This window comes from Mycobacterium sp., assembly GCF_040509115.1.
In the GTDB taxonomy this organism is placed as follows: domain Bacteria; phylum Actinomycetota; class Actinomycetes; order Mycobacteriales; family Mycobacteriaceae; genus Mycobacterium.
Genome location: NZ_JBEVLO010000225.1, coordinates 1 through 22351, shown reverse-complemented (window position 1 = coordinate 22351; position 22351 = coordinate 1). Strand labels below are relative to the sequence as shown.

Below are 22351 nucleotides of genomic sequence, written 5' to 3'. Positions count from 1 at the left end.
GGTCGGCCCCGGCCGGCTACCAGTGGGCGTTTACCCCAGGGTTCCCGACCCCCCGCTGCGGCGCGGTCCCGGCGTCTACGCTCGTTGTCATGCCGAACCCGACGCCCGGTGACGACGACATCAAGCCGCCGTGGTGGCTCAAGCCGATGAACAAGGTCTTCATGGCGATGATGAAGGTGGGCCTGCCGATCTCCGGCAAGGAGGGACCGGTCGTGCTTACCGTCCCCGGCCGAAAGACCGGCCAACCCCGATCGACGCCCATCACGCCGATGGTCGTCGATGGCAAGCGCTACGTCGTCGGTGGATTTCCGAAGGCCGACTGGGTGAAGAACCTGCGGGCCGCAGGACAGGCGACCCTGACGCAGGGGCGTAAGGACGAGACGGTCAAGGTGGTCGAGTTGCCCGCCGAGGAGGCCCGACCGTTGCTGCGCCAATTCCCCGTCCTGGTGCCGACGGGGGTCAGCTTCATGAAGCGTTCGGGCCTGGTCACCGAGGGCGCACCCGAGGAGTTCGAGGCGCTCGCGGGACGGTGTGCCGTGTTCCGCTTCGATCCGGTGGACGCATGAGCGACAACCCCTTCGACCCGACGCTGTGGCAGTCCATCTCGGGTTTCGACCTGACCGACATCACCTATCACCGGCATGTCGTGGACGGCGTCCCGAAGCCGACGGTCCGCATCGCGTTCGACCGGCCCGAAGTGCGCAACGCGTTCCGCCCGCACACCGTCGACGAGCTCTACCGCGTGCTCGATCACGCCCGCATGTCCAACGACGTCGGCGTGATCCTGCTGACGGGCAACGGCCCCTCGGAGAAGGACGGCGGCTGGGCGTTCTGCTCCGGCGGCGACCAACGCATCCGCGGTCGCACCGGCTACCAGTACGCGGCGGGCGAGACGGCCGACACCGTCGACCCCGCGCAGGCGGGCCGGTTGCACATCCTGGAGGTACAGCGGCTGATCCGCTTCATGCCGAAGCCGGTGATCTGCCTGGTCAACGGATGGGCCGCCGGTGGCGGGCACTCGCTGCACGTGGTCTGCGACCTGACCCTGGCCAGCCGCGAGCACGCCCGCTTCAAGCAGACCGACGCCGACGTCGGCAGCTTCGACGGCGGGTACGGCAGCGCCTACCTGGCTCGCCAGGCCGGGCAGAAGTTCGCCCGCGAGATCTTCTTCCTCGGCCGCCCGTACACCGCCGAGCAGATGCACGCGATGGGTGCGGTCAACGAAGTCGTCGACCACGCCGAGCTGGAAACCGTTGCGCTGCAGTGGGCCCACGAGATCAACGGCAAGTCGCCGCAAGCCATCCGGATGCTGAAGTTCGCGTTCAACCTACTCGACGACGGACTCGTCGGACAGCAGGTGTTCGCAGGCGAAGCCACCCGGTTGGCGTACATGACCGACGAAGCCGTCGAGGGACGCGACGCATTCCTTGAGAAGCGCGACCCCGACTGGTCACAGTTCCCCCGCTACTTCTAGGGCGTCCCATGGCCGAGAAGATCGACGAGCACTTCACCGCGACGATCGCCGCACTGCCCGCGGGCGGGACGGGCGGGGATCGGATCGGGCCTGATTCGGCGCTGACCGGGCAGGACCTCCTCGACCTCTTCGACTCCCAACTCGGGAGCAGGCACCTCGACCTGGCAGCGCGATGGCTTCGGTCACGCGGCAAGGGCTTCTACACGATCGGCTCCTCAGGCCACGAGGGCAACGCGGCCGTCGCCGCCGCGCTTCGGCCCACCGATCCCGCACTGCTGCATTACCGTTCGGGCGGCTTCTTCGTTCACCGTGCCCGCCAGGTGGACGGCACGGACCCGCTGCGCGACGTGCTGCTCGGCGTCTGCGCAGCCACCGAGGACCCGATCAGCGGCGGTCGGCACAAGGTGTTCGGCCGTCAGGACCTCAACGTCATCCCACAAACCTCCACGATCGCGTCGCACCTGCCCCGCTCGGTCGGGGTGGCGTTCTCGATCGGCCGCGCGGCCAAACTCGGCGTCGGCACCCCATGGCCGACCGATGCCATCACCGTGTGCAGCTTCGGCGACGCGTCGGCGAACCACTCCACGGCGATCGGCGCGATCAACACCGCGACGCACGCTGCCTACCAAGGGCTTCCGTTGCCGCTGCTGTTCGTGTGCGAGGACAACGGCATCGGCATCAGCACCAGGACGCCGACCGGTTGGATCGCCGCGAACTTCGAGACGAGGCCCGGTTTGCCGTACTTCACCGCAGACGGCGCCGACGTGATCGACACCCACGCCGTCGCGGCCGCCGCCGTCGACTGGGTGCGCAAGAATCGCCGTCCGGCGTTCCTGCATCTGCGGACCGTGCGACTCATGGGCCACGCCGGCTCCGACGTCGAGGCCGCCTACCGCACCCCCGGCGAGATCGCGGCCGACTATGCGCGCGACCCCGTGCTGGGCACGGCCAGAACGTTGATCGACCTCGGCATCCTCACTCCCGGGCAGGTGCTGGACCGCTACGAGGCCAAACGGGCCGAGGTGATCGCCATCGCCGAGAAGGTCGCCGAACTCCCCCAATTGGACACTGCCGCTGCAGTGATGAAGCCTCTGCGCGACGCGCTCGCCGACGCCGCCACCGGTCCCGGCTCGGCTGCCGGCGAGGGTGGGGAACCGCTGACGCTCGCGCAGTCCATCAACCGCGCACTCGGCGACGTGCTCGCCGGGCACCCCGGTGCCCTCGTCTTCGGCGAGGACGTGGCGCGCAAGGGCGGCGTCTACGGCGTCACCAGGGGCCTGATGCAGAAGACCAGCCCGGCAAGGGTTTTCGACACCCTTCTCGACGAGCAGGCGATCCTCGGACTGGCGCTCGGCGCCGGGCTGGCGGGGCTGCTGCCCATCCCCGAGATCCAATACCTCGCCTACCTGCACAACGCGGCAGACCAGATCCGCGGCGAGGGCGCGACCCTGCAGTTCTTCTCCGACCGGCAGTACCGCAACCCGATGGTCGTCCGCGTCGCAGGCTACGGCTATCAGAAGGGGTTCGGCGGACACTTCCACAACGACAACGCCATTGGTGCATTGCGCGACATTCCCGGGATCGTCATCGCCTCCCCGTCGCGCCCCGACGACGCCGCCGCGATGATGCGGACGTGCGCCGCGGCGGCTGACACCGCGGGTGCTCTGTGCATCTTCCTGGAACCCATTGCGCTGTACCACGTCCGGGATCTTCACGAGGACGGTGACGAGCAGTGGTTGACCCCCTACCCCGCGGCATCGGTGCCGATCGGTCGCGCCAGGACGTACGGCGACGGCACCGACCTGACCATCGTCACGTTCGGCAACGGCGTGCTGATGAGCCTGCGGGTAGCGCGACGCCTCGAGCTGGCGAACATCACGGCTCGCGTCGTTGACATGCGTTGGTTGGCACCGCTTCCCGTCGCGGACGTGTTACGCGAGGCCAACGCCACCGGGCGCACCCTCGTCGTCGACGAGACCAGGACCTCCGGCGGCGTCTCCGAGGGCGTCATGGCCACCTTGATCGACCACGGCTACACCGGCGCCCTGGCCCGGGTGGCCAGCGAGGACAGCTTCATCCCACTCGGCGATGCGGCCCTGAAGGTGCTTCTCTCGGAAGAGCAGATCGAAGCGGCCGCGCTCAAGCTGGTGTCGTAACCGCGAGCAAGGATGCCACCGGCATTGCCCCGCAGGCGTGGCGACGCTACATTCAAGATCGTCCACACAGTCGACTCACAGGAATGACATCGAGACGAGCGCTCGGGATCGATGCGGCGCGTGGCGTAACGGGACCGGGTCGCCATATGACGCGGAAGAAGGGCATCATCATGAGGATGCGGGCCGCGCGCATGTACGGCTACCAGCAGCCGCTGCGCTTGGAGGAGGTCGACGTCCCCGACATCGGCCCGGAGGAAGTACTCGTCAAGGTCGGCGGTGCTGGCATGTGCCGCACCGACTTTCAGCTCATCGACGGCTACTTCGACACCGGTCTGGCGATGGACTATCCGATCACCCCAGGACACGAGATCGCGGGCTGGGTCGACGGCGTCGGCGCCGAGGTTCCCGCGTCGTCCGGCTTGAGGGAGGGCGACCAGATCGTCGTGTTCGGCAGTTGGGGCGAAGGCGCGTGCAGGCAGTGCCACGAGGGCAACGAACAGCTGTGCGCGCACGGGACCTGGGCAGGCTTCGGCCCGCACGGCGGATATCAGGAATACCTGCCCGTGCACTACCGCCACCTCATCAAGATGCCCGCGGGCGGGGACCTGTCCCCGGAAAACCTCGCCCCACTGACCGACGCCGGCCTCACCCCCTACCGGGGGCTCAAGAAACTCCGCGCGGCGGGGCATCTCGGTGCCGGTCGCACTGTTGCCGTCTCCGGGGTCGGTGGACTCGGCAGCTACGCTACGCAATACGCGAAGCTGCTCGGGGGTGGTGCCGCAGTCGTGGCGCTCGGCCGCAGCGACGAGAAGCTCAAGGTAGCGACCGACAACGGGGCGGACTACACGATCAACGTCCGCGACAAGACCCCGGATGCGGTCCGCGGCGAGCTCGAAGAGCTCACCGGCCGAGGCGAACTCGATGCGGTCCTGGACTGCGCGGGGTCTGAGAAATCACTTCGGCTCGCGTTCGCGCTGCTGGCCATCGAGGGCGCGGTCGCATCGGTCGGCCTGATGGGCAATCGAATCGACATTCCCCTGTTCCCGCTCGTCGCAAGGGAATACACCTACTTTGGCTCGTTCTGGGGCAACTACAACGATTTGACCGAGGTGATGGCACTGGCCAAAGCGGATCTCATCAAACACACCGTGACGAGAGTCCGCTTCGACGAGGTCAACGAGACGCTCGACGCCATCGGCCGCGGCGACGTCATCGGTCGCGCGGTAATCGTCTACGACTGAGAGCTGAGGCGCTCAAGGTTCCCGGCCCACCCGCGGCCGGGGTGCGCTGCCAACCTCGATCTTGCGGCAGAAGCGTCTTGGATGGATAGCCCACGGCTTGCAGCGCACCTGAAATTACCTACCTAGGGGTGTACTGCCACCCCCCTTAGGGGTGTTGGCTGTAGACAGCGCTCGGGCAATCGCTCGGCCGGATAGAAAGGCAGTCCCATGATCATTCTCGGCATCATCCTTCTCATTGCCGGCTTCCTGCTCAAGGTCTCGATTCTATGGACCATCGGAGCCATCCTCGTCGTCATCGGCCTCGTGCTCACGCTGCTCGGCTCCACGGGACGGGCCGTCGGCGGCCGACGGACGTACTACTGACGGTTCGTACTAGGGCGTGAACCTGGTCTGCCCGTGCGGAGACTTGGCGAAGGCCAACACCTTCGACGGCGCCACCCGATACACGTATGCGCTGCCGCTTCCGTGGTCGAAGGCCTCGTCGTCGACGGCGTAGTCCCACTCGCCGTCGTACTTGGCGCGATAGACGTCGGCCAGCGCCTGCAGGGCCGCCCTGCCGGTGACGCGCTCGGCGACACCCTCCACGACCACGTCGAGTCCCGCGTGCCACGTGTTGGTCCCCGTGACGACGGTGACCGCCGCGCCGTGGTCGAGGTTGCGGCACTTCTGCTCGTCGGGGCCGGTGCAGAACACGAACGCCCCGTCCACCCACAGCCCCACCAGCGGGACGGTGTGTGGTCGACCATCCCCGCGTACGGTCGTCAGCCAGTACAGCTCCGAGGACGTCAACGCGGCGTCGGCGTCGGCCCACGCCGTTGGCTCGGTGGCCTCGCTGAAACGGGCGTCCAGTTCTCCTGAGATCGTCATACCGGTACCGACCGCCGCGCCGCGGACAACTCATCGGGCGCTCGGGCCGGACAACGAGTTAACTAGCTGCGCAATCGACGCTGGTGGGCAAAGTGGCCGGGGCCGCACGACCGCCGAGCGAGCGTCCCTACCATTAGGGTCATCTAGTGCGGGGAATACGCACTTACTCGGGGGCCGTTGCGGCAGGAGTGAAGCTGGTGGAGCAAACCGGGACTGCGTTCCGATCGAGGGCGACTGAAGCCGAGACTTCGGGAGGCACAGTCGTCTCCGGACGAACATCGGCGATCGCCGCGGACTTTCGGGCCGCAATCGAAGCGGCGACGCGGTGACCGCCTCCCCTGAACTCGACATCGCGTCTCTGCCCCTCCCTCCGAAGAACCCGCTCCCCTACCTGCGACGGGCCAAGGCGTTGCGGTCCTTTCACACGGGCATGGACGAGTTGCGGGACGCCGGCGGTGCGATCTCCCGCTTTCGGCTAGGCCCGTCGTGGCTCCTTCCCCAGATCGTCGTCGTCACCTCGCCCGAGGGGATCCGCGACGTATTGGCCGTCAAGGACGACTCCATCGACAAGACGTCACTGGTGTTGTCGGAGTTGCGGCGCGTGCTGGGGTCCAATCTGTTCGATCTCCCCTACGCCGAGTGGCAGCCACGTCGGCGGACGTTGCAGCCCGTCTTCACACGCCAACACGTCCGCGCGTTCGGTGGACACATGGCGCAGGCAGCCGAGCGGGTCGCCGCGGGATGGGTCGATGGCGCCACCGTGAATCTCGACGACGAGTGCAGGCAGTTGACGCTCAATGCCCTGGGGCGCTCCGTCCTCGGATTGGACCTCAGCGATCATGCCGAGGTCATCGCCGACCCGCTGCGAGAATCGCTGACCTACGTCGCTGACCGGTCGTTGCGTCCCGTCCGCGCCCCGCGCTGGCTCCCGACTCGAGCGGGCCGTCGCGCGCAACGGGCCAGTGCGACCCTTCACGAACTGGCTTACGACATCCTGCGTCGGTGCCGCACCGACCCCGACACCGATGCCCCCCTGGTTCAGGCACTGCTGGCGGCGACTGACCCGGAGACCGGGAATGCGCTCACCGACCAGGAGATCGCGGACGAGTTGATCGTCTTCCTCTTCGCGGGACACGACACCACCGCAACCACTTTGACCTATGCGTTGTGGGCCCTCGGACGCCATCCCGACATCCAGGCACGTGTCGCCCAGGAAGCCGCCGCACTGCCAGATCGCCCCCTGGAACCCGACGACGTGGCCGAGTTGAGCTACACCGTCCAGGTGCTCAAGGAGTCGCTGCGGCTTTGCCCGCCCGGCCCGACGGGTACCCGGATGGCCACCCGCGACGTGGTCGTGAACGGTTACCGGGTGCCCGCGGGAACAATGGTGATCTTCGGCCGTCTCGCCGTGCAGCGGGACCCCACGCTGTGGCACGATCCACTCGCATTCGACCCCGACCGCTTCGGCCCCGAACAGAGCCGCGAGCGAAATCGTTGGCAGTACATCCCCTTCGGGGGCGGCCCTCGGTCGTGCATCGGCGATCACTTCGCCATGCTGGAGGCCACTCTTGGACTTGCCACGCTAGTGAGGCGCGCCGAGATCCACTCCCTTGAGGCGGACTTTCCGTTGGCCGTGCCATTCACGATGGTGGCCGGCGGTCCGATACCGGTTCGCATTCAGCGACGGAGCCCCACGCAGCAGCCCCCGCCGGACGGCGTTCGGCCCGACGTCGACGACCACGACATGGAGAACAAGTGAGCGCCTCAGCGGAGACGGGCATCCATGCCGCCGCCCATTCGGCGGTGATATTGGACCCCCGCGACCCAGGCGACCTCGCCCTTCTGGAGACGTTGCGTGCCGACGAGCGCATCTTGGAGTTCGACCGGATGGCGCAGTCTCGCCAGCAGCTCGGCGAGCTGCGGCCCCGGCCCGACGGCGAGATACTGAACGAGCCAATGCGGTGGGCCTACTACCCGTGGCGACGCAGCTTGGTGGCGGTCCTGGGTCCACGGGGATTCCGAATGCTGCGCCTCGACCGCAACCGGAACATGATCACCGCTGCCGAACAGGACCGGCTGGGCGAACTGAAGGTGGGCGTAGCCGGGCTGAGCGTGGGCCACGTCATCGCCCACACGTTGGCGGTCCAGGGGTTGTGCGGAGAGCTGCGGCTCGGCGACTTCGATGCGCTCGAGTTGTCCAACCTGAACCGGGTCCCGGCAACGTTGTTCGACCTGGGGGTCAACAAGGCCAAGGTGGCTGCTCGACGGATCGCCGAAATCGACCCCTACCTGACGGTCTACGTGCAGGACGACGGCCTGACCGTCGACAACGCCGAGGCGTTCGTCGACGGGCTCGACATCGTCGTCGAAGAGTGCGACGCACTGGACATGAAGGCCGTGCTGCGCGAGATGGCCCGCTCACGCGGGATCCCCGTCCTGATGTCCACCAGTGACCGCGGATTGATCGACGTCGAGCGGTTCGATCTCGAGCCGACGCGGCCCATTTTGCACGGCCTGCTTGGCGAGATCGACGCAGCGCTGTTTCCGGGGATGAGCAGCCGGGAGAAGATTCCCCACATACTGCGCCACCTCGACGCTGAACGGCTCTCTCCAAGGACGGCCGCATCACTCATCGAAGTGGACCGGTCGCTGTCGACCTGGCCGCAACTGGCCGCCGACGTCAATCTCGGGGCGACCGCGCTAGCCGAGGCGATCCGCCGGATCGGCCTTGGAGAGGAGTTGGCTTCGGGACGTACCCGCATCGACGTCGGCTGGGCGCTCGATCAGCTCCGCGAACCCGAGATGGCCACCCAACCCCGCGCGAAGTACTCCGCGCCGCAAACGGCCCATCCCCCCACCGATGTCCCCGGCATCGTTGCCGCAGCAGCCAGCCGGGCACCGTCGGGAGGCAACGGGCAACCCTGGACCATCGAGACCAACGAAGACGGCCTGACCATCAGCCTGGCATCCGACCACACCTCCACCCTGGACGTCGGTTTTCGCGGAAGCGCCGTCGCCTTGGGTGCAGCCGTCTTCAACGCCCGGGTCGCTGCCGCCGCGCATCAACGACTGGGGCCGGTGACCGTGGCCGACGACGGCGGGGGTGATGCGTCCCTCAGCGTCACCGTCGGGTTGGTCGATGGCACCGACACCGAACTCGGAACCCTGTATGACGCAATGCTGCTCCGGGCGACCAACCGACGCTTGGGGAAGCCGCTGGAGATGCGGCCCGACACCGTTGACGCGCTGCAATCCGTCGCCGGTCGGGAAGGCGCACGATTGCACGTCTTGACCGATCGGTCGCGACTCGATGCGGCGGCGCAGCTGCTGGGTGCGGCCGATCGGATTCGCTATCTCACCGCCGAGCTGCACGCCGACATGATCGACGAATTGCGTTGGCCCGGCGATCCCGAGCCGGACACCGGCATCGAAGTCGCCAGCCTGGAGTTGGACGCCAGCGATGAGGCGGTCTTGGCCATCTTGAGGCGCGCCGACGTGATGGCTCACCTCGCCCGATGGAAGGCCGGAACGGCGCTAGGTGACTTCACTAGGGACCGGGTGACGAGCGCCTCCGCCATCGGTGTGATCACCGTAACTGGCTCTCGGCTCGCCGATTTCGCCCGCGGGGGGTCCGCAGCGGAAGCCGTGTGGATCAGCGCCGAGCGGCACGGTTTGGCCGTGCAGCCGATGTCGCCGGTGTTCCTCTATGCCCGCAATTCGGACGACATGGAGGCTCTCTCCCCGGAATTCGCCGACGAGCTGGCCCTTCTCAGGTCCGACTTCCGAGCTCTGATCGCAGCCGAGGCCAGCGACGAACTCGTCCTGGTGTTGCGATTCACCGTGGCAGATCCCCCATCTTCGACGAGTCGTCGCAATCCGGATCGGATCAAGTTTCACGCCGCGAGAGGCCGATGACTTAGCCTTGACCATGCCTCGCTCCCTAAACGGCGTCGTCACCGGCATCGCTCGTCAGTTAATGGACGCCGACGCCGACAGTGCCGCCTCCGTGAGTGACGCCGTCTTGGCCGACCTGGCCGACTTCCTGGGCCTCGACGTCGCCTTCCTACGGCACAACGACCACGAGATGCGCACCACCAACTTGATTGCACAGTGGCCGATACGTGACGTGATCCCCGATCCCGACCCGATTGGAGTGGTGAAGTTCGACGAGGCCGACGCGGTATTCGCGATGGCCGAGCACCTCAAGGAACCCGTCGTCATCAGGCCCGAGCCTGCGACCGACGACTATCAGCGACGTATCGAGCAAGGCACGGCCATACCTCAAATCTCATTGGCCTGCGTCCCGCTCATGGCCGACGAGGTGACGACCGGCACGTTGGGTTTCATCAAGTACGGCGACCGAGAGTGGATGCCCGCTGAGATCGACGCACTCAAGACGATCGCCACACTGTTCGCGCAGCTGCAGGGTCGCATCGCTGCCGAAGATCGTCTTCGCTACCTGGTCGAGCACGACGACCTGACCAGTTTGCGCAACCGCCGGTCCCTGATGCAGCACCTCGAAGGCCGGCTCGCGGCCGGCTGCGCCGGACCGGTTGCGGTGCTGTTCATCGACCTCGACCGGCTGAAGACCGTCAACGACTTCCTCGGTCACGCAGCGGGTGACCGTTACTTGGCGGTGTTCGCGGACCGCCTCCGCGAGTGCGTTGGATGGGGCGCAGTGGTGGCCCGCCTCGGCGGAGATGAGTTCGCGGTGGTCCCCGAAGGCCCGGCCTCCCTCGACGAGGCGCGTGCGCTCGCCACTCGTTTGCAGTCATCGCTCCGCGAACGCTTCGCGGACGCCAATCACTCCCTCTCGCGCACGTCCAGCATCGGCGTGGCGGTCGGCGTCCCCGGGCAGGACACGGTCTCGGACCTGATGCGCCTCGTGGACATGGCGATGCGGTCGGCCAAGAGCGCTGGCGGCGACAACGTCGCCGTTTTCACGCCGGATCTGGCCCTCAACGCCGACTTGCGCAACGACATCGAACTCAACCTCAGCGGTGGCATCGAGCGTGGCGCCGTGGTCGTCTACTACCTGCCCGAGGTGGATCTGCGCAGCGGCGAAATCATCGCCGTCGAGGCCCTCTGCCGGTGGAACCATCCAACCCGCGGAATGCTGCTGCCGGGCGCGTTCATTCCGTTGGCCGAATCCTGCGGTCTCGCAAACGATTTGGGGCGTCTCGTCTTGAGGTCGTCGTGTGAAGACTTGCGTCGGTGGCGATCGCAGGGCTTGGCGCGGGACCTCGTCCTACGGGTCAACGTATCTCCAGCTCAACTGGTGGGACTCGGATTCGTCGATGGCGTCGCCGCCATCATCGCCGAATTCGGCATCGATGCCGCTTCGCTGTGCTTGGAGATCACCGAGAGCCTCGTGGTCAAGGACATCGATACCGCCCGCAGTACGATCCAGGGCCTCAAGGACATTGGGGTCAAGGTGGCGATCGACGACTTCGGCACCGGTCACAGCTCGCTGACGCGGTTGAAGTCCCTGCCCGTCGACATAGTCAAGATCGACCAGAGCTTCGTCCGCAACCTCGGCAACGACGAAGGGGATCTCGCGATCGTGCGCACCATCGTGTCCCTTGCGGAGGCATTCGGATTGGAGGTGGTGGCCGAGGGGGTGGAGACGGTCCTCGCTGCCTCGACACTGATGAATGTCGGCTGCTGGCGCGCTCAGGGATTCTTGCTGTCGCGGCCGGTGGACGGCGTCGGGATGCAGGAATTGCTGGTTCATCCGTTCCTACCGCTACCGGAACCCCCGGTATGGAACAGCACGTCAGCCTGACCGGGCTCCGGCTCCCACCCAATGGCTTGCCCGGCTAGGCCTTTCGACCTGTCAGCAAGAGAGCAGGCAGCTTGACGCGACCAAGCTCATCGACTTCGAAGTCATGCTCGGGCAAGTTCGGTACGTCGGGAAGCTGGACGGAGACGAACGCGGGCCGGAGCTCGTCGATCTGCCAATACTTCTCGACTGAATCACGAACTTCGCGTTCGGTCACGAGGTTCGGCACCGGGAAGGGCGAATCGGCTGGGAGCGCGTCGACGGTGAAGACCAGCATGTACAGCACGGCACCGGGAGCGGATGCCTCACGCACCCCACGGAGGTAGCTCTCGCGGGCCTCCACCGGCAGCGAGTGGAACAAGGTGCAGTCGATGACCGTGTGAAACTCTTCGTCGAATCGTAGTTCGCGAACGTCGCCCTGAATGAATCGTGCCTGACTGAGGCCGCGCTGCTGCGCACCCGCAGTTGCGGCGGCGATCGCAACGCTGGATATGTCGATACCGACTGCGTCATACCCCCGTTCGGCCAGGAGGAACGTCACGTCGCCGATGCCACACCCGACGTCGAGAACGGGCCCGCGCACCTCGCCGGACTCGATCACGGCGGCGATCTCAGGCTGTGCCTCGCCGATGTTCCACGGTGGTGGTCCCGCGAAGACGTCGTTGCGATAGGCCGCGTCCCAATCCATCACTTCGCTCACGGGAATGAACGTTACCCGCCTCTGGCTCGAAATATTGATGTTGGCGCCCGGTGCGGCTCGCTCGACCCGCCAAGTCGCCCAATCCCGATGACCCCTCGGTCAACTGGTGCCACCGCTGCGCGCCCTGACCTTGGAGAGAACGGGCGCGGCAGCGACGGTGGTGAAGGGTGCCGCGACCGGGAAGTCGTCGTCCTGTGACCTCAGTTCGATCGTGCGAACGATGGTCGCTATCGCCAGTGTGGCCTCCAGCATGGCGAATTGATCACCAATGCACGATCGCGGGCCGCCGCCGAAGGGAAGAAACGCCCACCGGTCGCGACGGGTGGCGCCGTCCGCGGTGAAGCGCCCCGGGTCGAACACCAATGGATCCGGCCAGATCTTCGGATCGCTGTGCAGGCCGTAGAGCCCCACCAGCACCATGCTTCCAGCCTCGATGCGGTAACCGTCGACATCGATGTCCTGCATGGCGGTTCGTCCGGCTACGGGGACTGGCGGGCAGAGCCGCATGGCCTCCTGCACCACCTGCGCGGTGAATCCGAGCCGTGGAATGTCCTTGGCGGTCAGCTCGTGTGCGCCCAGAGCCAAAGCCTCCTCGGCGACCCTGTCCTGAAAGTCGATGTGGTGTCCCAATGCCCACAACGCGAAGGCCAACGTCGTGGCCGTCGTGTCGTGGCCCGCGACGATGAACGCGACCAGGTCGTTGCATATGTCCTCATCAGACAGTCCGCGCCCCGTGACCGGATCCGTGGCCGCCATGAGCGCCCGCACCAATGGGGCGTCGCGCTCGGGGTCGGCGCGGCAGCTCTGCAGGACGTCGCGCGCAAGCGAGTGCATCGTGGCGTGCGCCGCACGGGCACGCCTGCGCGCAGGAGTAGGCAACCACCGCGGGGCCCGCACGGGCCTAACCCCACGATCCGTGACGTAGGACAGGGCGATCTTCAGTGGCTCGGCGATCTCGTCAGCACGCTCGTCGAGGTCCATTCCGAGCGCCGCACGGCCCAAGGCGCGCAAGGTGAGCCGACGGCATCCCTCGTCGAGGTCGACCTCGGCTTCCGCGTGCCACCCGTCGGCGACCATGGCCGCGGCTTGGGACATGTGAGCCGCGAAGCCCCGGACGTAGTGCTGGGTGAACATCGGTTGCAGCGTGCGCTTGCGCGACAGCCACGGTTGATGGGGAAGGTCGGCAAGGTTGTCCCCCATCAGATGTCGAAGCTCCCGATGTACGGCCGTCCTATCGCACGATTCGTTGTGACGTGCCAACACATCGCGTGCACCCGATGCCGAGGTCACCAAGATGATCGGTGGACTGAGCCATTTGGGGCCGAGGGTCACGCGGGTGACGTTCCCCCCTGCGTCGCGCAGCGTTGCCTGTCCGGTGTGGGTGTCTCTGACGGCCCTCAGCCGCTCGACGAACGTCAATGGGTTTTGGGGCGCCAGCGGCAGCGCAGCTTCGGGACTCGCAGCTTCGGGACTCCTGGACATGCGCCCCCTCAACCGTGGCCTGACGGGCGTTGCGGCCGACGGTAATCCAAACGATTCATCGCACGACGACCGCTGTCTCCGTCCGCCCGGTAACGGACACCCCTCAAGCTATTTACTCCCGCGTACGTTGTCCACCTGACTGGTCCCAAGAACGAGAGGTTACCCGTGGCGCGGATTCGGCCCGAACAGCACGGCACGACCAGGCGCACGGCAGCGCAGGGGTCCGAATCGGTCACGATCCACGCGACGCCAGCTCAGCGAATGCCGCGAACCAGCACCTCGCACCGAGACGTGACCCGCCCCGCCCCACCCTGGCACACTCGACCGGTGTCGTCAGACCCCTCCCTGACCCTGCCCTACATCGACGCCGGAGACGTCATCCTGCGCAAGGCACTCGCGCAGGACCGCAACCCGATCATCGAACACGTCACCGACCCCGACGTCCGCGCGCATCTCGGCGGGCCGCAAGCCCGCGACGTGGTGGAACGCGACCTCGACGAAGCAGGCATCGCCGCCGCCACCGGAGCCCCCGGTTCCTACGTCATCGCCGACAAGGGAACGGACGCGTTCATCGGGACCGTGTCCCTGACCCGGCGCGGGGTTCACCACCCAGGCCACATCCGCGCGGAAGGCGAAGAGCTGGAGTTGGCGTACACCCTCGATCGCCCGGCCTGGGGACGCGGCCTGGCGTTCCAGGCGGCCAAGGCGGTGCTGCGGGCCGCGGCGATCGCGCTTCCCGACGAACCCGTCATCGTCGTCACGCAGAGCGCGAACGCGCGGTCGTTGAGCCTGGCGCGACGACTCGGCTTCGTCCTTGCCATGACGTTCGAGGAGTACGGCGCGGAGCAGACGCTCGCCGTCGGCCGCCTGCACAGCCACCGCCCCACCCTGGCCACCTAAGCTCGACGACCGTGACCAACAACCCACTGCGTGGGGTCGCCAACAAGGTGGCCAACACGATCTTCCTGGCAGGCATGCGGCCGCCCCTGGCCGCACAGCTGCTGCAGCCGCGCCAGGAGGTCGAACTCGGCGGCAAGCGGATCGTGGTCACCGGCGCCTCGTCGGGCATCGGCGAGGCGGGCGCCGTGAAACTGGCCAGAGCGGGCGCCCGCGTCATCGTCGTCGCCCGCCGCCAGGAGCTACTGGACGCCGTCGTCGAGCGCATCGCGGCCGAGGGTGGCGAGGCGACGGCCATGGCCTGCGACCTTTCCGACCTCGACGCGGTGGACGCCTTGGTCGACGACGTCGAGAAGGAATTCGGCGGCGTCGACGTCCTGATCAACAACGCGGGCCGGTCAATCCGGCGACCGCTGGCCGAATCGCTGGACCGCTGGCACGACGTCGAGCGAACGATGGCGCTCAACTACTACTCCCCGCTGCGACTGATCCGCGGCTTCGCCCCCGGCATGCGCGAACGCCGCGACGGTCACGTCATCAACGTCTCGACGTGGGGTGTGCTCAGCGAATCGTCGCCCCTGTTCTCGGTCTACAACGCATCCAAGGCCGCGCTGACCGCCGTGAGCCGCGTCATCGAAACCGAGTGGGCCACCGACGGCGTGCACTCGACGACGCTGTTCTACCCGCTGGTCAAGACCCCCATGATCGCACCGACACGGGCGTACGACGGGCTGCCGGGGCTGTCGGCCGACGAGGCTGCCGACTGGATGGTGACCGCGGCCCGCCGCCGCCCGGTCCGCATCGCGCCACGGATGGCCGTGACCGCTCACGCGATCAACAGCTTCGCCCCGGCCGCCGTAGACGCCATGATGAAGCGGCAGCGCGTCCAGCCCACCGGATAGCCCGCCCCGATCGTCGAGTCATGTCGGTGAGGACGGTTCGGGAGGCTCCAACGACCGAAACACCCACCACTCAACGACGACTCGCGACGACCGCGCTCGGGACCGCGGCTGGCCGCTCCGGCGTAGCGTCGACGGCGTGGCACTAGCACCGGCAACCTGGCCCCGTCCACTGCTGCACGCGATCCGCGTCGCCAACAAGTACGTGCTCAACCCGCTGATGGGCGTGGGCGCCGGGCAGCGACGAGGGCACGCGACCATCCGGCACACCGGCAGGAAGTCGCGCAAGCCCTACTCGACGCCGGTCGGTGCAGAGCGGGTGCGCGACGGGTTCCTCATCCCACTCGCCTACGGGACCCGGGTGGACTGGCTTCAGAACGTGATGGCCGCCGGGCAGGCGGAGCTCGAGATCCAGGGCCAGACCCATCGCGTCACCGCACCCGAGGTGATCGACGCCTCGACCGCGCTACCACGCCTCTCGCCGGAACGCCGCCGCACCTTCCAGCGCATTGGCATCGCGCACTATCTCGACGTGAAGCTCGCGTAGGCGCATCTCAGGATCGATTTCGATCCGACGCACCTACACGTCGTCGGCGCGCAAACCGTGTGTGTTAGAACCAACGTCATGGAGATCCTGGCCAGTCGAGTGCTGTTCCGGCCAACGGACTATCAGAACTCACTGGCCTTCTACCGCGATGCCATCGGCTTGGCGATCGCACGCGACTACGGAGCGGGGATGGTCTTCTACGCCGGGCAGTCACTGATCGAGCTCGCCGGACACGGCGCCGCCGCCGAGGCCACTTCTCCGTTCCCTGGCGCGCTCTGGCTGCAGGTGCGCGACGTCTACGCCACCGAAGCCGAACTCAGGGGCCGCGGCGTCGAGATCGCGCGCGAGGCCAAGCAGGAACCGTGGGGGTTGCACGAACTGCACGTCACCGATCCCGACGGGGTCACACTGATCTTCGTTCAGGTCCCCGACACGCACCCGCTGCGCCGCGACTCCCGAGCATGAAAATCCCCCCGGCTCAACAGGATCCGGGGGGACGTTCGGTGCGAACGCGGGGTCAGCGGGCGGGCGCCGCCAGGGGCCAGCCGACGGACGCCAGCCGCGAGGCGACCTGGTGGATCTCCTCGGGGTTGGGCTCCTTGTCGATGATGGACTCGACGGCGGTGCGGATCTCGTCCTCGGTCACCGTGTCGGAGTCCGCGGACCGCAGGATCGTCTGCGCTGCCTTGACGACTTCTTCTTCCGTCAGCGACCGCTTCAGCAGCGCCAACAGCGGGAAGTAGTCCTTCGGCGGAACGCCCTCGGGGTAGCCGGCGCGCAGCCAGTCCACGACGTTGTCCATGTTGTGGTTACCGCTCATGTCTGTGTCGTCCTAGCTCGGGATGAATGGGACGGGGTTGAAGCCGAAGTGGTGCATGATCGTGGCCTTGGTGATCCACAGGATCGCGATCACGATGACCGCCGCGACTAGCGCGAACAACAACAGGCCTGCGACCTTCAGCGCCGGGTTCGGTGCGGTGGTGGTGCCGTCGGCATCCACTCCACCCGAGCCCTTCGAGAAGGCCACCAGCCCGAAGGCGAAGACCGCCGGCAGACCTGCGCCGAGGACCAAGCCAACGACGAGCACCTTGAGAATTGCTTCCACGTAAGTCATCTGCGTTCCTTAAATCAGGCGGCCGGGATCAGACCGACGCGGTCGGCTGGGCGGTCTTGCGCTCGTCGGCGGGGACCACGGAGTTGGTCGAGTCGTCCCAATCGGCGTTGACGTTGTTGTGGTCGACCTTCTGCTGCTGGGCACGCCAGTACATGAAGCCCGACAGCCCGACGAGGATGACGAAGATGACGCCATCACCGGCCAGATCGGAACCGGTCACCGACTTGATGCCAGCCGACAGCCAGAACGACAGCGCACCCACCAGCGCCGCGGAAGGCAGCGTGATCAACCAGGCAGCGGCCATCCGGCCCGCAACGGCCCAGCGCACCTGGGCACCCGGCTTGCCGACCCCACTGCCAAGGATGGAGCCGGTGGCGACGTGCGTGGTGGACAGCGCCATGCCCGCGGCGCTGGAGCTCAGGATGATCGCCGCGGACGATGCCTCGGCGGCCAGGCCCTGCGGCGACTCGATCTCGACGAGGCCCTTGCCGAGGGTGCGGATGACGCGCCAGCCACCGATGTAGGTGCCGAGGCCGATCGCCAGCGCGCAGGACGCGATCACCCAGAAGGGCAGGCCGTCCTCCTTGACGTCACCGGTCAGGTGACCGGTGGTGATGAGTGCGAGGGCGATGACGCCCATGGTCTTCTGCGCATCGTTGGTGCCGTGCGAGAGCGCCACCAGCGATGCCGTGGCGATCTGACCCCAGCGGAAGCCGTCCTCGCGACGCTTCTTCATCACCCTGCGGGTGATCCGGTAGACCAACCAGGTACCGCATGCGGCGACCAGGCCCGCGATGAACGGCGCGGCAAGCGCGGGGAGGATCACCTTGCCGAAGACGCCACCCCAGTTGACGCCGGCCATGCCGAGGGCCGCGAGACCCGCGCCGATGAGGCCACCGAACAGGGCGTGCGACGAGCTCGAGGGAATGCCGAAGAGCCAGGTCAGCAGATTCCACAGGATGCCGCCGATGAGACCCGAGAAGATGATGGTGAGGCCGGTCGAGGAGTCGATGCCCGAAACCAGCGAGCCGGTCTTGCTGTCCTGAATCTTGAGGACCGACGTGGTCACGGTGACGGCGACCTCTACGGAGAGGAAGGCGCCGACGAGGTTGAGGAGACCGGCCAGGATGACGGCGGTCTTCGGCTTCAAGGCGTTGGTGGCGATGGAGGTCGCCATCGCGTTCCCCGTGTCGTGGAAGCCGTTGGTGAAGTCGAATGCCAGCGCGGTGGCAATCAACAACACCAGGATGATCATGGTTGTGTCCATGCCAAGATTGTGAGGCTTCTCAGGTTGATTTGACCAACTGGTGTAGGGCCTCTTCGACCGGGCTGAGCTGGCACTTTGCTCCCATCCGTGAGCTGTTCATCCAGTGTTCATCTGGCGGGTGGGGCGCGTTTGCCTGCGGACCGGGCTCTCCCGTCGGATGCCGGGCAGGATCGGCCGATGTCCCGGCGCACTACTAACATTCGGATGGTCGGGAAAATCCGATGCGGCCATGGCCGCTGAAGGGGGAGTTCGACACGTGAACGCGTTTCTCACCAAGATCGTGGCGTGGATAACCGCCGGTTATCCCGAGGGCGTGCCAGGCCCCGACCGCGTGCCGCTGATGTCGTTGCTGAACCGCCGGCTGACCGACGACGAGGTCAAGGCGGTCACGCGGGACCTGCTCGCCCGCGGCGAATTCGACCACGTCGACATCGGCGTCCTGATCACCCAGACCACCGACGAGCTGCCGAAACCGGAAGACGTCGAGCGGGTGCGACAGCGCCTCGCAGCCAAGGGATGGCCGCTCGACGATCCTCGCGACGAGGACGCCGGCAACGCCGGAGAGGACCCTTCATAGCTTCCCTACGCGCAGTCGTCATCCCGCCGGCCCCATCGCCCCCGCTGCTGCTCGCCGTGCTGGAGGGCGTGCTCGACGGCCGCGAACCGGCAATCCTGCCCGTGCCCGACGACGTCCGCACCGCCGAACTGCTGACCACCTCGCTGGGGATAGGCGAGGAGATCGACGACGACGTAGCCGTCGTGGTGTCGACGTCCGGCACCACGGGGGTTCCGAAGGGCGCCATGCTGACGGCGCCCGCGCTGATCGCCAGCGCCTCGGCCACCCATGACCGGTTGGGGGGCCCCGGCAGCTGGCTGCTGGCGCTGCCCGCGTATCACGTTGCGGGCCTCCAGGTTCTGGTGCGCAGCATTCTGGCGGGCACGGTACCCGCAGTGGTCAACCCGAGCTTCGACGTGGCCGAATTGCCGTTCGCCGTCCAGGCTTTGGGCTCAGGTCGGCGGTACGCATCGCTCGTCGCAGTCCAACTGGCCAAGGCCCTGGAGGACGCCGACGCCACCGCGGCGCTGACCGAACTGGACGCCGTGCTGATCGGCGGTGGCCCCATGCCCGCCACGGTGGGCGAACGCGCGGCCGCGGCGGGCATCCGCGTCGTGCGCACCTACGGGATGAGCGAGACCGCCGGTGGTTGCGTCTACGACGGCGTGCCGCTCGACGGCGTCAACGTGCGCATCGACGACGGTCGCATCCTGATCGGCGGGGACACCCTGGCCAAGGGCTACCGCAACCCCGTCGACCCGGATCCCTTCACCGAACCGGGCTGGTTCCGCACCAATGACGTTGGTGCCGTGGACGAGTCGGGCGTCCTGCGGGTTCTGGGTCGGATCGACGACGCGATCGGCACCGGCGGGCTGACGGTGCTGCCCCAACTGGTCGAGGCCGCGCTGGCCTCCCACCCCGCGGTCGCCGAATGCGCGGTCTTCGGGTTGACCGACGAACGGCTCGGGCAGCGCGTCGCCGCCGCGATCGTCCTGGCTCCCGGTGGCGCGGCGCCCACTCTGGCCGAGGTGCGGGCCCACGTCGAACTCACCCTCGAACCCACCGCGGCACCCCGCGAACTCCACGTCGTCGAAGCACTCCCCCGTCGCGGCATCGGCAAGCTCGACCGGAGGGAACTCACCACGCGCTTCGGCGGCAGCGCATGATGAAGACATGTCTCGTGAAGTCACGACCGTCGAAGAACTCCGCGCGATCGTGGGCGAACCCCTGCCCGCCGTCGCCAACAAGGTAAAGCCCCGACTGTCGGATGCGCAGCAGGACTGGCTGGCACACTCCCCGTTGGGATTCGTCGCCACCACCGACGCCGACGGCCGGGTCGACGTCTCTCCCAAGGGCGACCCGCCGGGTTTCGTGCACGTCATCGACGACTCCACGATCGCGATTCCGGAGCGGCCCGGCAACAAACGCGTCGACGGCTACCTCAACGTCTTGCAGCGCCCCCACGTCGGGACGGTGTTCCTGATCCCGGGCCGTGGGGACACGTTGCGCATCAACGGAAGTGCGCGGGTGATGGCCGACGCCCCGTACTTCGATCTGATGGTGGTGGATGGCAAGCGGCCGATCCTCGCGTTGGAGATCGACGTCGAGGAGGTGTTCTTTCACTGCGCCAAGGCCTTCCTGCGGTCGGACGCATGGAAGCCGGAGACCTGGAACCCGACCGCGGTGCCCAGCGTCGCGCAGCTGGCCAAGGCCATCAAGCCCGACATGAGCGACGAGCAGCTCGAGAAGTACTACGCCGAGGACAGCATGCGGAAGATCCTCTATTAAAAGTTAGTGAGACTGCGGGGGTTTGGATTTGACGGAACGGGCAATTCCTTTCCGGACAGATTCACTCGCTTCTACGGATCGGATTGAGCATGATCGTCCTTGGCATCGTTCTTCTCTTGATCGGATACTTCGCAGGTATCTCGATCCTGTATACGATCGGCGGAATTCTCCTGGTGATCGGTGTCATCCTGTGGATTCTCGGCGCAGTCGGCCGGCCGGTCGGTGGTCGAAAAGTCTGGTTCTAGCGCATTCCGCAGAACCACCGCCCTTCCACCACGAAGGACCTCGTGAACCACGCCGCGGCACGCGACGACCAGTCGGTAAGTCCACTGGTTCGAGCGGCCGCGGCGTGGTCGTGGCGGCTGCTGGTGATCGCCGCCGCGGGCGTCGTGACATTCGAGCTTCTGCGCCACTTCGCGGTGGTCTTCGTGCCAATCGCGTTGGCCCTCATCGCCACCTCGCTACTGCTGCCCGCGGTCGACTTCCTCGACCGATACGGTGCGGCCCGTGGCGGGGCGGTGGCCTTCGTGCTGGTGCTGGGCATCGCGGTATTCAGCGGCATCCTGGCGTTCGTCGTCAACCAATTCATCGAGGGCGCACCGGGTCTGGTCGACGAGGTCGAGCGAAGCGTCGACAGCACACGCGACTGGCTGGTGACCGGCCCCCTGCACTTGCGATCCGATCAAATCACCAATGCCACCGACTCGGCCGTCAACGCGCTTCGTGATCATCAAACACAGTTGACCAGCGGCGCACTGTCCACGGCGGGCGCCCTCGTCGAAATCCTGACCGGCGCCCTGCTGTGCCTGTTCACGGTGATCTTCTTCCTGCTCGGCGGCCGCAGCATCTGGCGCTTTCTCACCAGGATGGTCCCCACCACACACCGCTCCCGCGTCTATGAGGCGGGCGCGGCCGGATTTCACTCCCTCGCCGGATACGCCCGCGCCACCACCCTCGTCGCCTTGGTCGACGCGATCGCGATCGGCAGCGGTGTCGCCATCATGGGCATCCCGTTGGCCCTTCCGTTGGCCTCGTTGATCTTCCTCGGCGCGTTCGTCCCCCTGGTGGGAGCGCTGATCACGGGGTTCCTCGCCGTCATCGTGGCCCTGCTGGCGAAGGGCTTCATCTACGCGCTGATCACGCTCGGACTGATCGTCGCCGTCATGCAACTCGAGGCCCACGTCCTGCAACCACTGGTCATGGGCCGCGCGGTCTCCATTCACCCGTTGGCCGTCGTCCTGGGCCTCGCGACCGGTGGCGTACTCGCCGGGATCGTCGGCGCACTGCTTGCCGTCCCCGCCATCGCGTTCTTCAACAGCTTCGTTCGCGTCTTGATCGCCGACAATCCGCGCGCCCGCAACGAGGCACTCAAGCACGAGGAAGGGCCTCTCATCGAGGCTCAGGCGGACGACGAGCCGCGACCCGCACCCGCCTGAGCGGCGGGCTTCCTTACCGTCGGCTGGGAATCGCCCCCGAGATACCCCAGATATGGAATAAGCGGTAAATAACGCGACTTGTCGCCTTGGACCGGATCGAAACGTCCCGAGGAGAACCATCCATGACTCGTCCCACCCGCGTAGG

The 22351-nt window shown here is 66.9% G+C and carries 23 protein-coding genes; 17 read left to right on the top strand and 6 right to left on the bottom strand.

The features are described 5' to 3' along the window. Nucleotides 1-89 precede the first annotated feature (89 nt). The 5 genes from ABW137_RS15645 to ABW137_RS15625 all read left to right on the top strand — a co-directional run bounded on the left by ABW137_RS15645 (nt 90) and on the right by ABW137_RS15625 (nt 5234). Nucleotides 90-566, top strand: a complete 477-nt coding sequence (locus tag ABW137_RS15645; RefSeq protein WP_526401496.1) for a nitroreductase family deazaflavin-dependent oxidoreductase — start codon at nt 90-92, stop codon at nt 564-566. Further along, a complete protein-coding gene (locus tag ABW137_RS15640) occupies nt 563-1474 on the top strand; it encodes a 1,4-dihydroxy-2-naphthoyl-CoA synthase (RefSeq protein WP_526401494.1) in 912 nt (303 codons plus the stop codon). Before ABW137_RS15645 ends, ABW137_RS15640 begins: the two co-directional genes overlap by 4 nt. Before the next feature lie 8 nt (nt 1475-1482). Next, nucleotides 1483-3630: a thiamine pyrophosphate-dependent enzyme gene (locus ABW137_RS15635; protein ID WP_526401492.1), complete on the top strand. Its 2148-nt coding sequence runs from the start codon at nt 1483-1485 to the stop codon at nt 3628-3630. 146 nt (nt 3631-3776) lie between these two features. Then, nucleotides 3777-4871, top strand: a complete 1095-nt coding sequence (locus tag ABW137_RS15630) for an NAD(P)-dependent alcohol dehydrogenase (RefSeq protein ID WP_526401490.1) — start codon at nt 3777-3779, stop codon at nt 4869-4871. A gap of 207 nt (nt 4872-5078) precedes the next feature. Continuing rightward, the gene (locus tag ABW137_RS15625; protein WP_526401488.1) at nt 5079-5234 is read left to right on the top strand and encodes a DUF6131 family protein; all 156 of its coding nucleotides are present in this window, start codon (nt 5079-5081) and stop codon (nt 5232-5234) included. 9 nt (nt 5235-5243) lie between these two features. Here ABW137_RS15625 and ABW137_RS15620 read toward each other — a convergent pair whose 3' ends face one another. Continuing rightward, nucleotides 5244-5738, bottom strand: a complete 495-nt coding sequence (locus ABW137_RS15620; RefSeq protein ID WP_526401486.1) for a pyridoxamine 5'-phosphate oxidase family protein — start codon at nt 5736-5738, stop codon at nt 5244-5246. 325 nt (nt 5739-6063) lie between these two features. Between ABW137_RS15620 and ABW137_RS15615 the strand changes: the two genes are divergently transcribed. The 3 genes from ABW137_RS15615 to ABW137_RS15605 are packed head-to-tail and all read left to right on the top strand — an operon-like array spanning nt 6064 to nt 11523. Further along, nucleotides 6064-7497, top strand: a complete 1434-nt coding sequence (locus tag ABW137_RS15615) for a cytochrome P450 (RefSeq protein ID WP_526401484.1) — start codon at nt 6064-6066, stop codon at nt 7495-7497. Beyond that, the gene (locus ABW137_RS15610) at nt 7494-9653 is read left to right on the top strand and encodes an Rv1355c family protein (RefSeq protein WP_526401482.1); all 2160 of its coding nucleotides are present in this window, start codon (nt 7494-7496) and stop codon (nt 9651-9653) included. Before ABW137_RS15615 ends, ABW137_RS15610 begins: the two co-directional genes overlap by 4 nt. Before the next feature lie 13 nt (nt 9654-9666). Next, on the top strand, nt 9667-11523 hold the full coding sequence (locus tag ABW137_RS15605; protein WP_526401480.1) for a putative bifunctional diguanylate cyclase/phosphodiesterase: 1857 nt from the start codon (nt 9667-9669) through the stop codon (nt 11521-11523). A 34-nt stretch (nt 11524-11557) separates the two neighbouring features. Here the strand turns inward: ABW137_RS15605 and ABW137_RS15600 are convergent, their stop codons facing one another. Beyond that, nucleotides 11558-12208, bottom strand: a complete 651-nt coding sequence (locus ABW137_RS15600; RefSeq protein WP_526401513.1) for a class I SAM-dependent methyltransferase — start codon at nt 12206-12208, stop codon at nt 11558-11560. Nucleotides 12209-12319: 111 nt separating this feature from the next. Further along, complete coding sequence (locus tag ABW137_RS15595) at nt 12320-13702, bottom strand: cytochrome P450 (protein WP_526401478.1); 1383 nt, start codon at nt 13700-13702, stop codon at nt 12320-12322. A 327-nt stretch (nt 13703-14029) separates the two neighbouring features. Between ABW137_RS15595 and ABW137_RS15590 the strand changes: the two genes are divergently transcribed. From ABW137_RS15590 to ABW137_RS15575, 4 genes are all read left to right on the top strand, one after another. Beyond that, a complete protein-coding gene (locus ABW137_RS15590; protein WP_526401476.1) occupies nt 14030-14602 on the top strand; it encodes a GNAT family N-acetyltransferase in 573 nt (190 codons plus the stop codon). Nucleotides 14603-14613: 11 nt separating this feature from the next. Next, nucleotides 14614-15501 (top strand): SDR family oxidoreductase, encoded by an 888-nt coding sequence (locus ABW137_RS15585; RefSeq protein WP_526401474.1) that lies wholly within the window; start codon nt 14614-14616, stop codon nt 15499-15501. 136 nt (nt 15502-15637) lie between these two features. Beyond that, complete coding sequence (locus tag ABW137_RS15580; protein WP_526401472.1) at nt 15638-16045, top strand: nitroreductase family deazaflavin-dependent oxidoreductase; 408 nt, start codon at nt 15638-15640, stop codon at nt 16043-16045. Between the two features lie 78 nt (nt 16046-16123). Beyond that, nucleotides 16124-16510, top strand: coding sequence for a VOC family protein (locus tag ABW137_RS15575; protein ID WP_526401470.1), 387 nt, complete (start codon nt 16124-16126; stop codon nt 16508-16510). A gap of 52 nt (nt 16511-16562) precedes the next feature. Here ABW137_RS15575 and ABW137_RS15570 read toward each other — a convergent pair whose 3' ends face one another. Genes ABW137_RS15570 through ABW137_RS15560 form a run of 3 tightly spaced genes read right to left on the bottom strand, consistent with a single transcriptional unit; the run spans nt 16563 to nt 18426 of the window. Beyond that, nucleotides 16563-16865 (bottom strand): DUF3349 domain-containing protein, encoded by a 303-nt coding sequence (locus ABW137_RS15570; RefSeq protein ID WP_526401468.1) that lies wholly within the window; start codon nt 16863-16865, stop codon nt 16563-16565. A gap of 12 nt (nt 16866-16877) precedes the next feature. Continuing rightward, a complete protein-coding gene (locus tag ABW137_RS15565) occupies nt 16878-17159 on the bottom strand; it encodes a hypothetical protein (RefSeq protein WP_526401466.1) in 282 nt (93 codons plus the stop codon). 28 nt (nt 17160-17187) lie between these two features. Next, complete coding sequence (locus ABW137_RS15560) at nt 17188-18426, bottom strand: inorganic phosphate transporter (RefSeq protein ID WP_526401464.1); 1239 nt, start codon at nt 18424-18426, stop codon at nt 17188-17190. 256 nt (nt 18427-18682) lie between these two features. On the opposite strand from ABW137_RS15560, the gene ABW137_RS15555 reads away from it, so the two are divergent. From ABW137_RS15555 to ABW137_RS15535, 5 genes are all read left to right on the top strand, one after another. Continuing rightward, the gene (locus tag ABW137_RS15555; RefSeq protein WP_526401462.1) at nt 18683-19003 is read left to right on the top strand and encodes a DUF3349 domain-containing protein; all 321 of its coding nucleotides are present in this window, start codon (nt 18683-18685) and stop codon (nt 19001-19003) included. Nucleotides 19004-19050: 47 nt separating this feature from the next. After that, nucleotides 19051-20148, top strand: coding sequence for an o-succinylbenzoate--CoA ligase (gene menE / locus ABW137_RS15550; RefSeq protein WP_526401511.1), 1098 nt, complete (start codon nt 19051-19053; stop codon nt 20146-20148). A 7-nt stretch (nt 20149-20155) separates the two neighbouring features. Further along, nucleotides 20156-20770 carry a pyridoxamine 5'-phosphate oxidase family protein gene (locus ABW137_RS15545; RefSeq protein ID WP_526401461.1) on the top strand — a complete coding sequence of 205 codons (615 nt, stop codon included), beginning with the start codon at nt 20156-20158 and terminating at the stop codon, nt 20768-20770. 89 nt (nt 20771-20859) lie between these two features. Further along, complete coding sequence (locus ABW137_RS15540) at nt 20860-21015, top strand: hypothetical protein (RefSeq protein ID WP_526401459.1); 156 nt, start codon at nt 20860-20862, stop codon at nt 21013-21015. Nucleotides 21016-21057: 42 nt separating this feature from the next. Continuing rightward, nucleotides 21058-22206 (top strand): AI-2E family transporter, encoded by a 1149-nt coding sequence (locus ABW137_RS15535; protein WP_526401458.1) that lies wholly within the window; start codon nt 21058-21060, stop codon nt 22204-22206. Nucleotides 22207-22351: the final 145 nt, after the last annotated feature.

Excerpts from the sequence above, each read along its gene's own strand:
- ABW137_RS15640 (WP_526401494.1), top strand. The coding sequence starts at position 563 with ATGAGCGACAACCCCTTCGACCCGACGCTGTGGCAGTCCATCTCGGGT.
- ABW137_RS15645 (WP_526401496.1), top strand. The coding sequence starts at position 90 with ATGCCGAACCCGACGCCCGGTGACGACGACATCAAGCCGCCGTGGTGG.
- ABW137_RS15570 (WP_526401468.1), bottom strand. The coding sequence starts at position 16,865 with ATGAGCGGTAACCACAACATGGACAACGTCGTGGACTGGCTGCGCGCC.
- ABW137_RS15575 (WP_526401470.1), top strand. The coding sequence starts at position 16,124 with ATGGAGATCCTGGCCAGTCGAGTGCTGTTCCGGCCAACGGACTATCAG.
- ABW137_RS15635 (WP_526401492.1), top strand. The coding sequence starts at position 1,483 with ATGGCCGAGAAGATCGACGAGCACTTCACCGCGACGATCGCCGCACTG.
- ABW137_RS15625 (WP_526401488.1), top strand. The coding sequence starts at position 5,079 with ATGATCATTCTCGGCATCATCCTTCTCATTGCCGGCTTCCTGCTCAAG.
- ABW137_RS15595 (WP_526401478.1), bottom strand. The coding sequence starts at position 13,702 with ATGTCCAGGAGTCCCGAAGCTGCGAGTCCCGAAGCTGCGCTGCCGCTG.
- ABW137_RS15545 (WP_526401461.1), top strand. The coding sequence starts at position 20,156 with ATGTCTCGTGAAGTCACGACCGTCGAAGAACTCCGCGCGATCGTGGGC.
- ABW137_RS15560 (WP_526401464.1), bottom strand. The coding sequence starts at position 18,426 with ATGGACACAACCATGATCATCCTGGTGTTGTTGATTGCCACCGCGCTG.
- ABW137_RS15620 (WP_526401486.1), bottom strand. The coding sequence starts at position 5,738 with ATGACGATCTCAGGAGAACTGGACGCCCGTTTCAGCGAGGCCACCGAG.
- ABW137_RS15540 (WP_526401459.1), top strand. The coding sequence starts at position 20,860 with ATGATCGTCCTTGGCATCGTTCTTCTCTTGATCGGATACTTCGCAGGT.
- ABW137_RS15630 (WP_526401490.1), top strand. The coding sequence starts at position 3,777 with ATGACGCGGAAGAAGGGCATCATCATGAGGATGCGGGCCGCGCGCATG.
- ABW137_RS15605 (WP_526401480.1), top strand. The coding sequence starts at position 9,667 with ATGCCTCGCTCCCTAAACGGCGTCGTCACCGGCATCGCTCGTCAGTTA.
- ABW137_RS15600 (WP_526401513.1), bottom strand. The coding sequence starts at position 12,208 with ATGGATTGGGACGCGGCCTATCGCAACGACGTCTTCGCGGGACCACCA.
- ABW137_RS15565 (WP_526401466.1), bottom strand. The coding sequence starts at position 17,159 with ATGACTTACGTGGAAGCAATTCTCAAGGTGCTCGTCGTTGGCTTGGTC.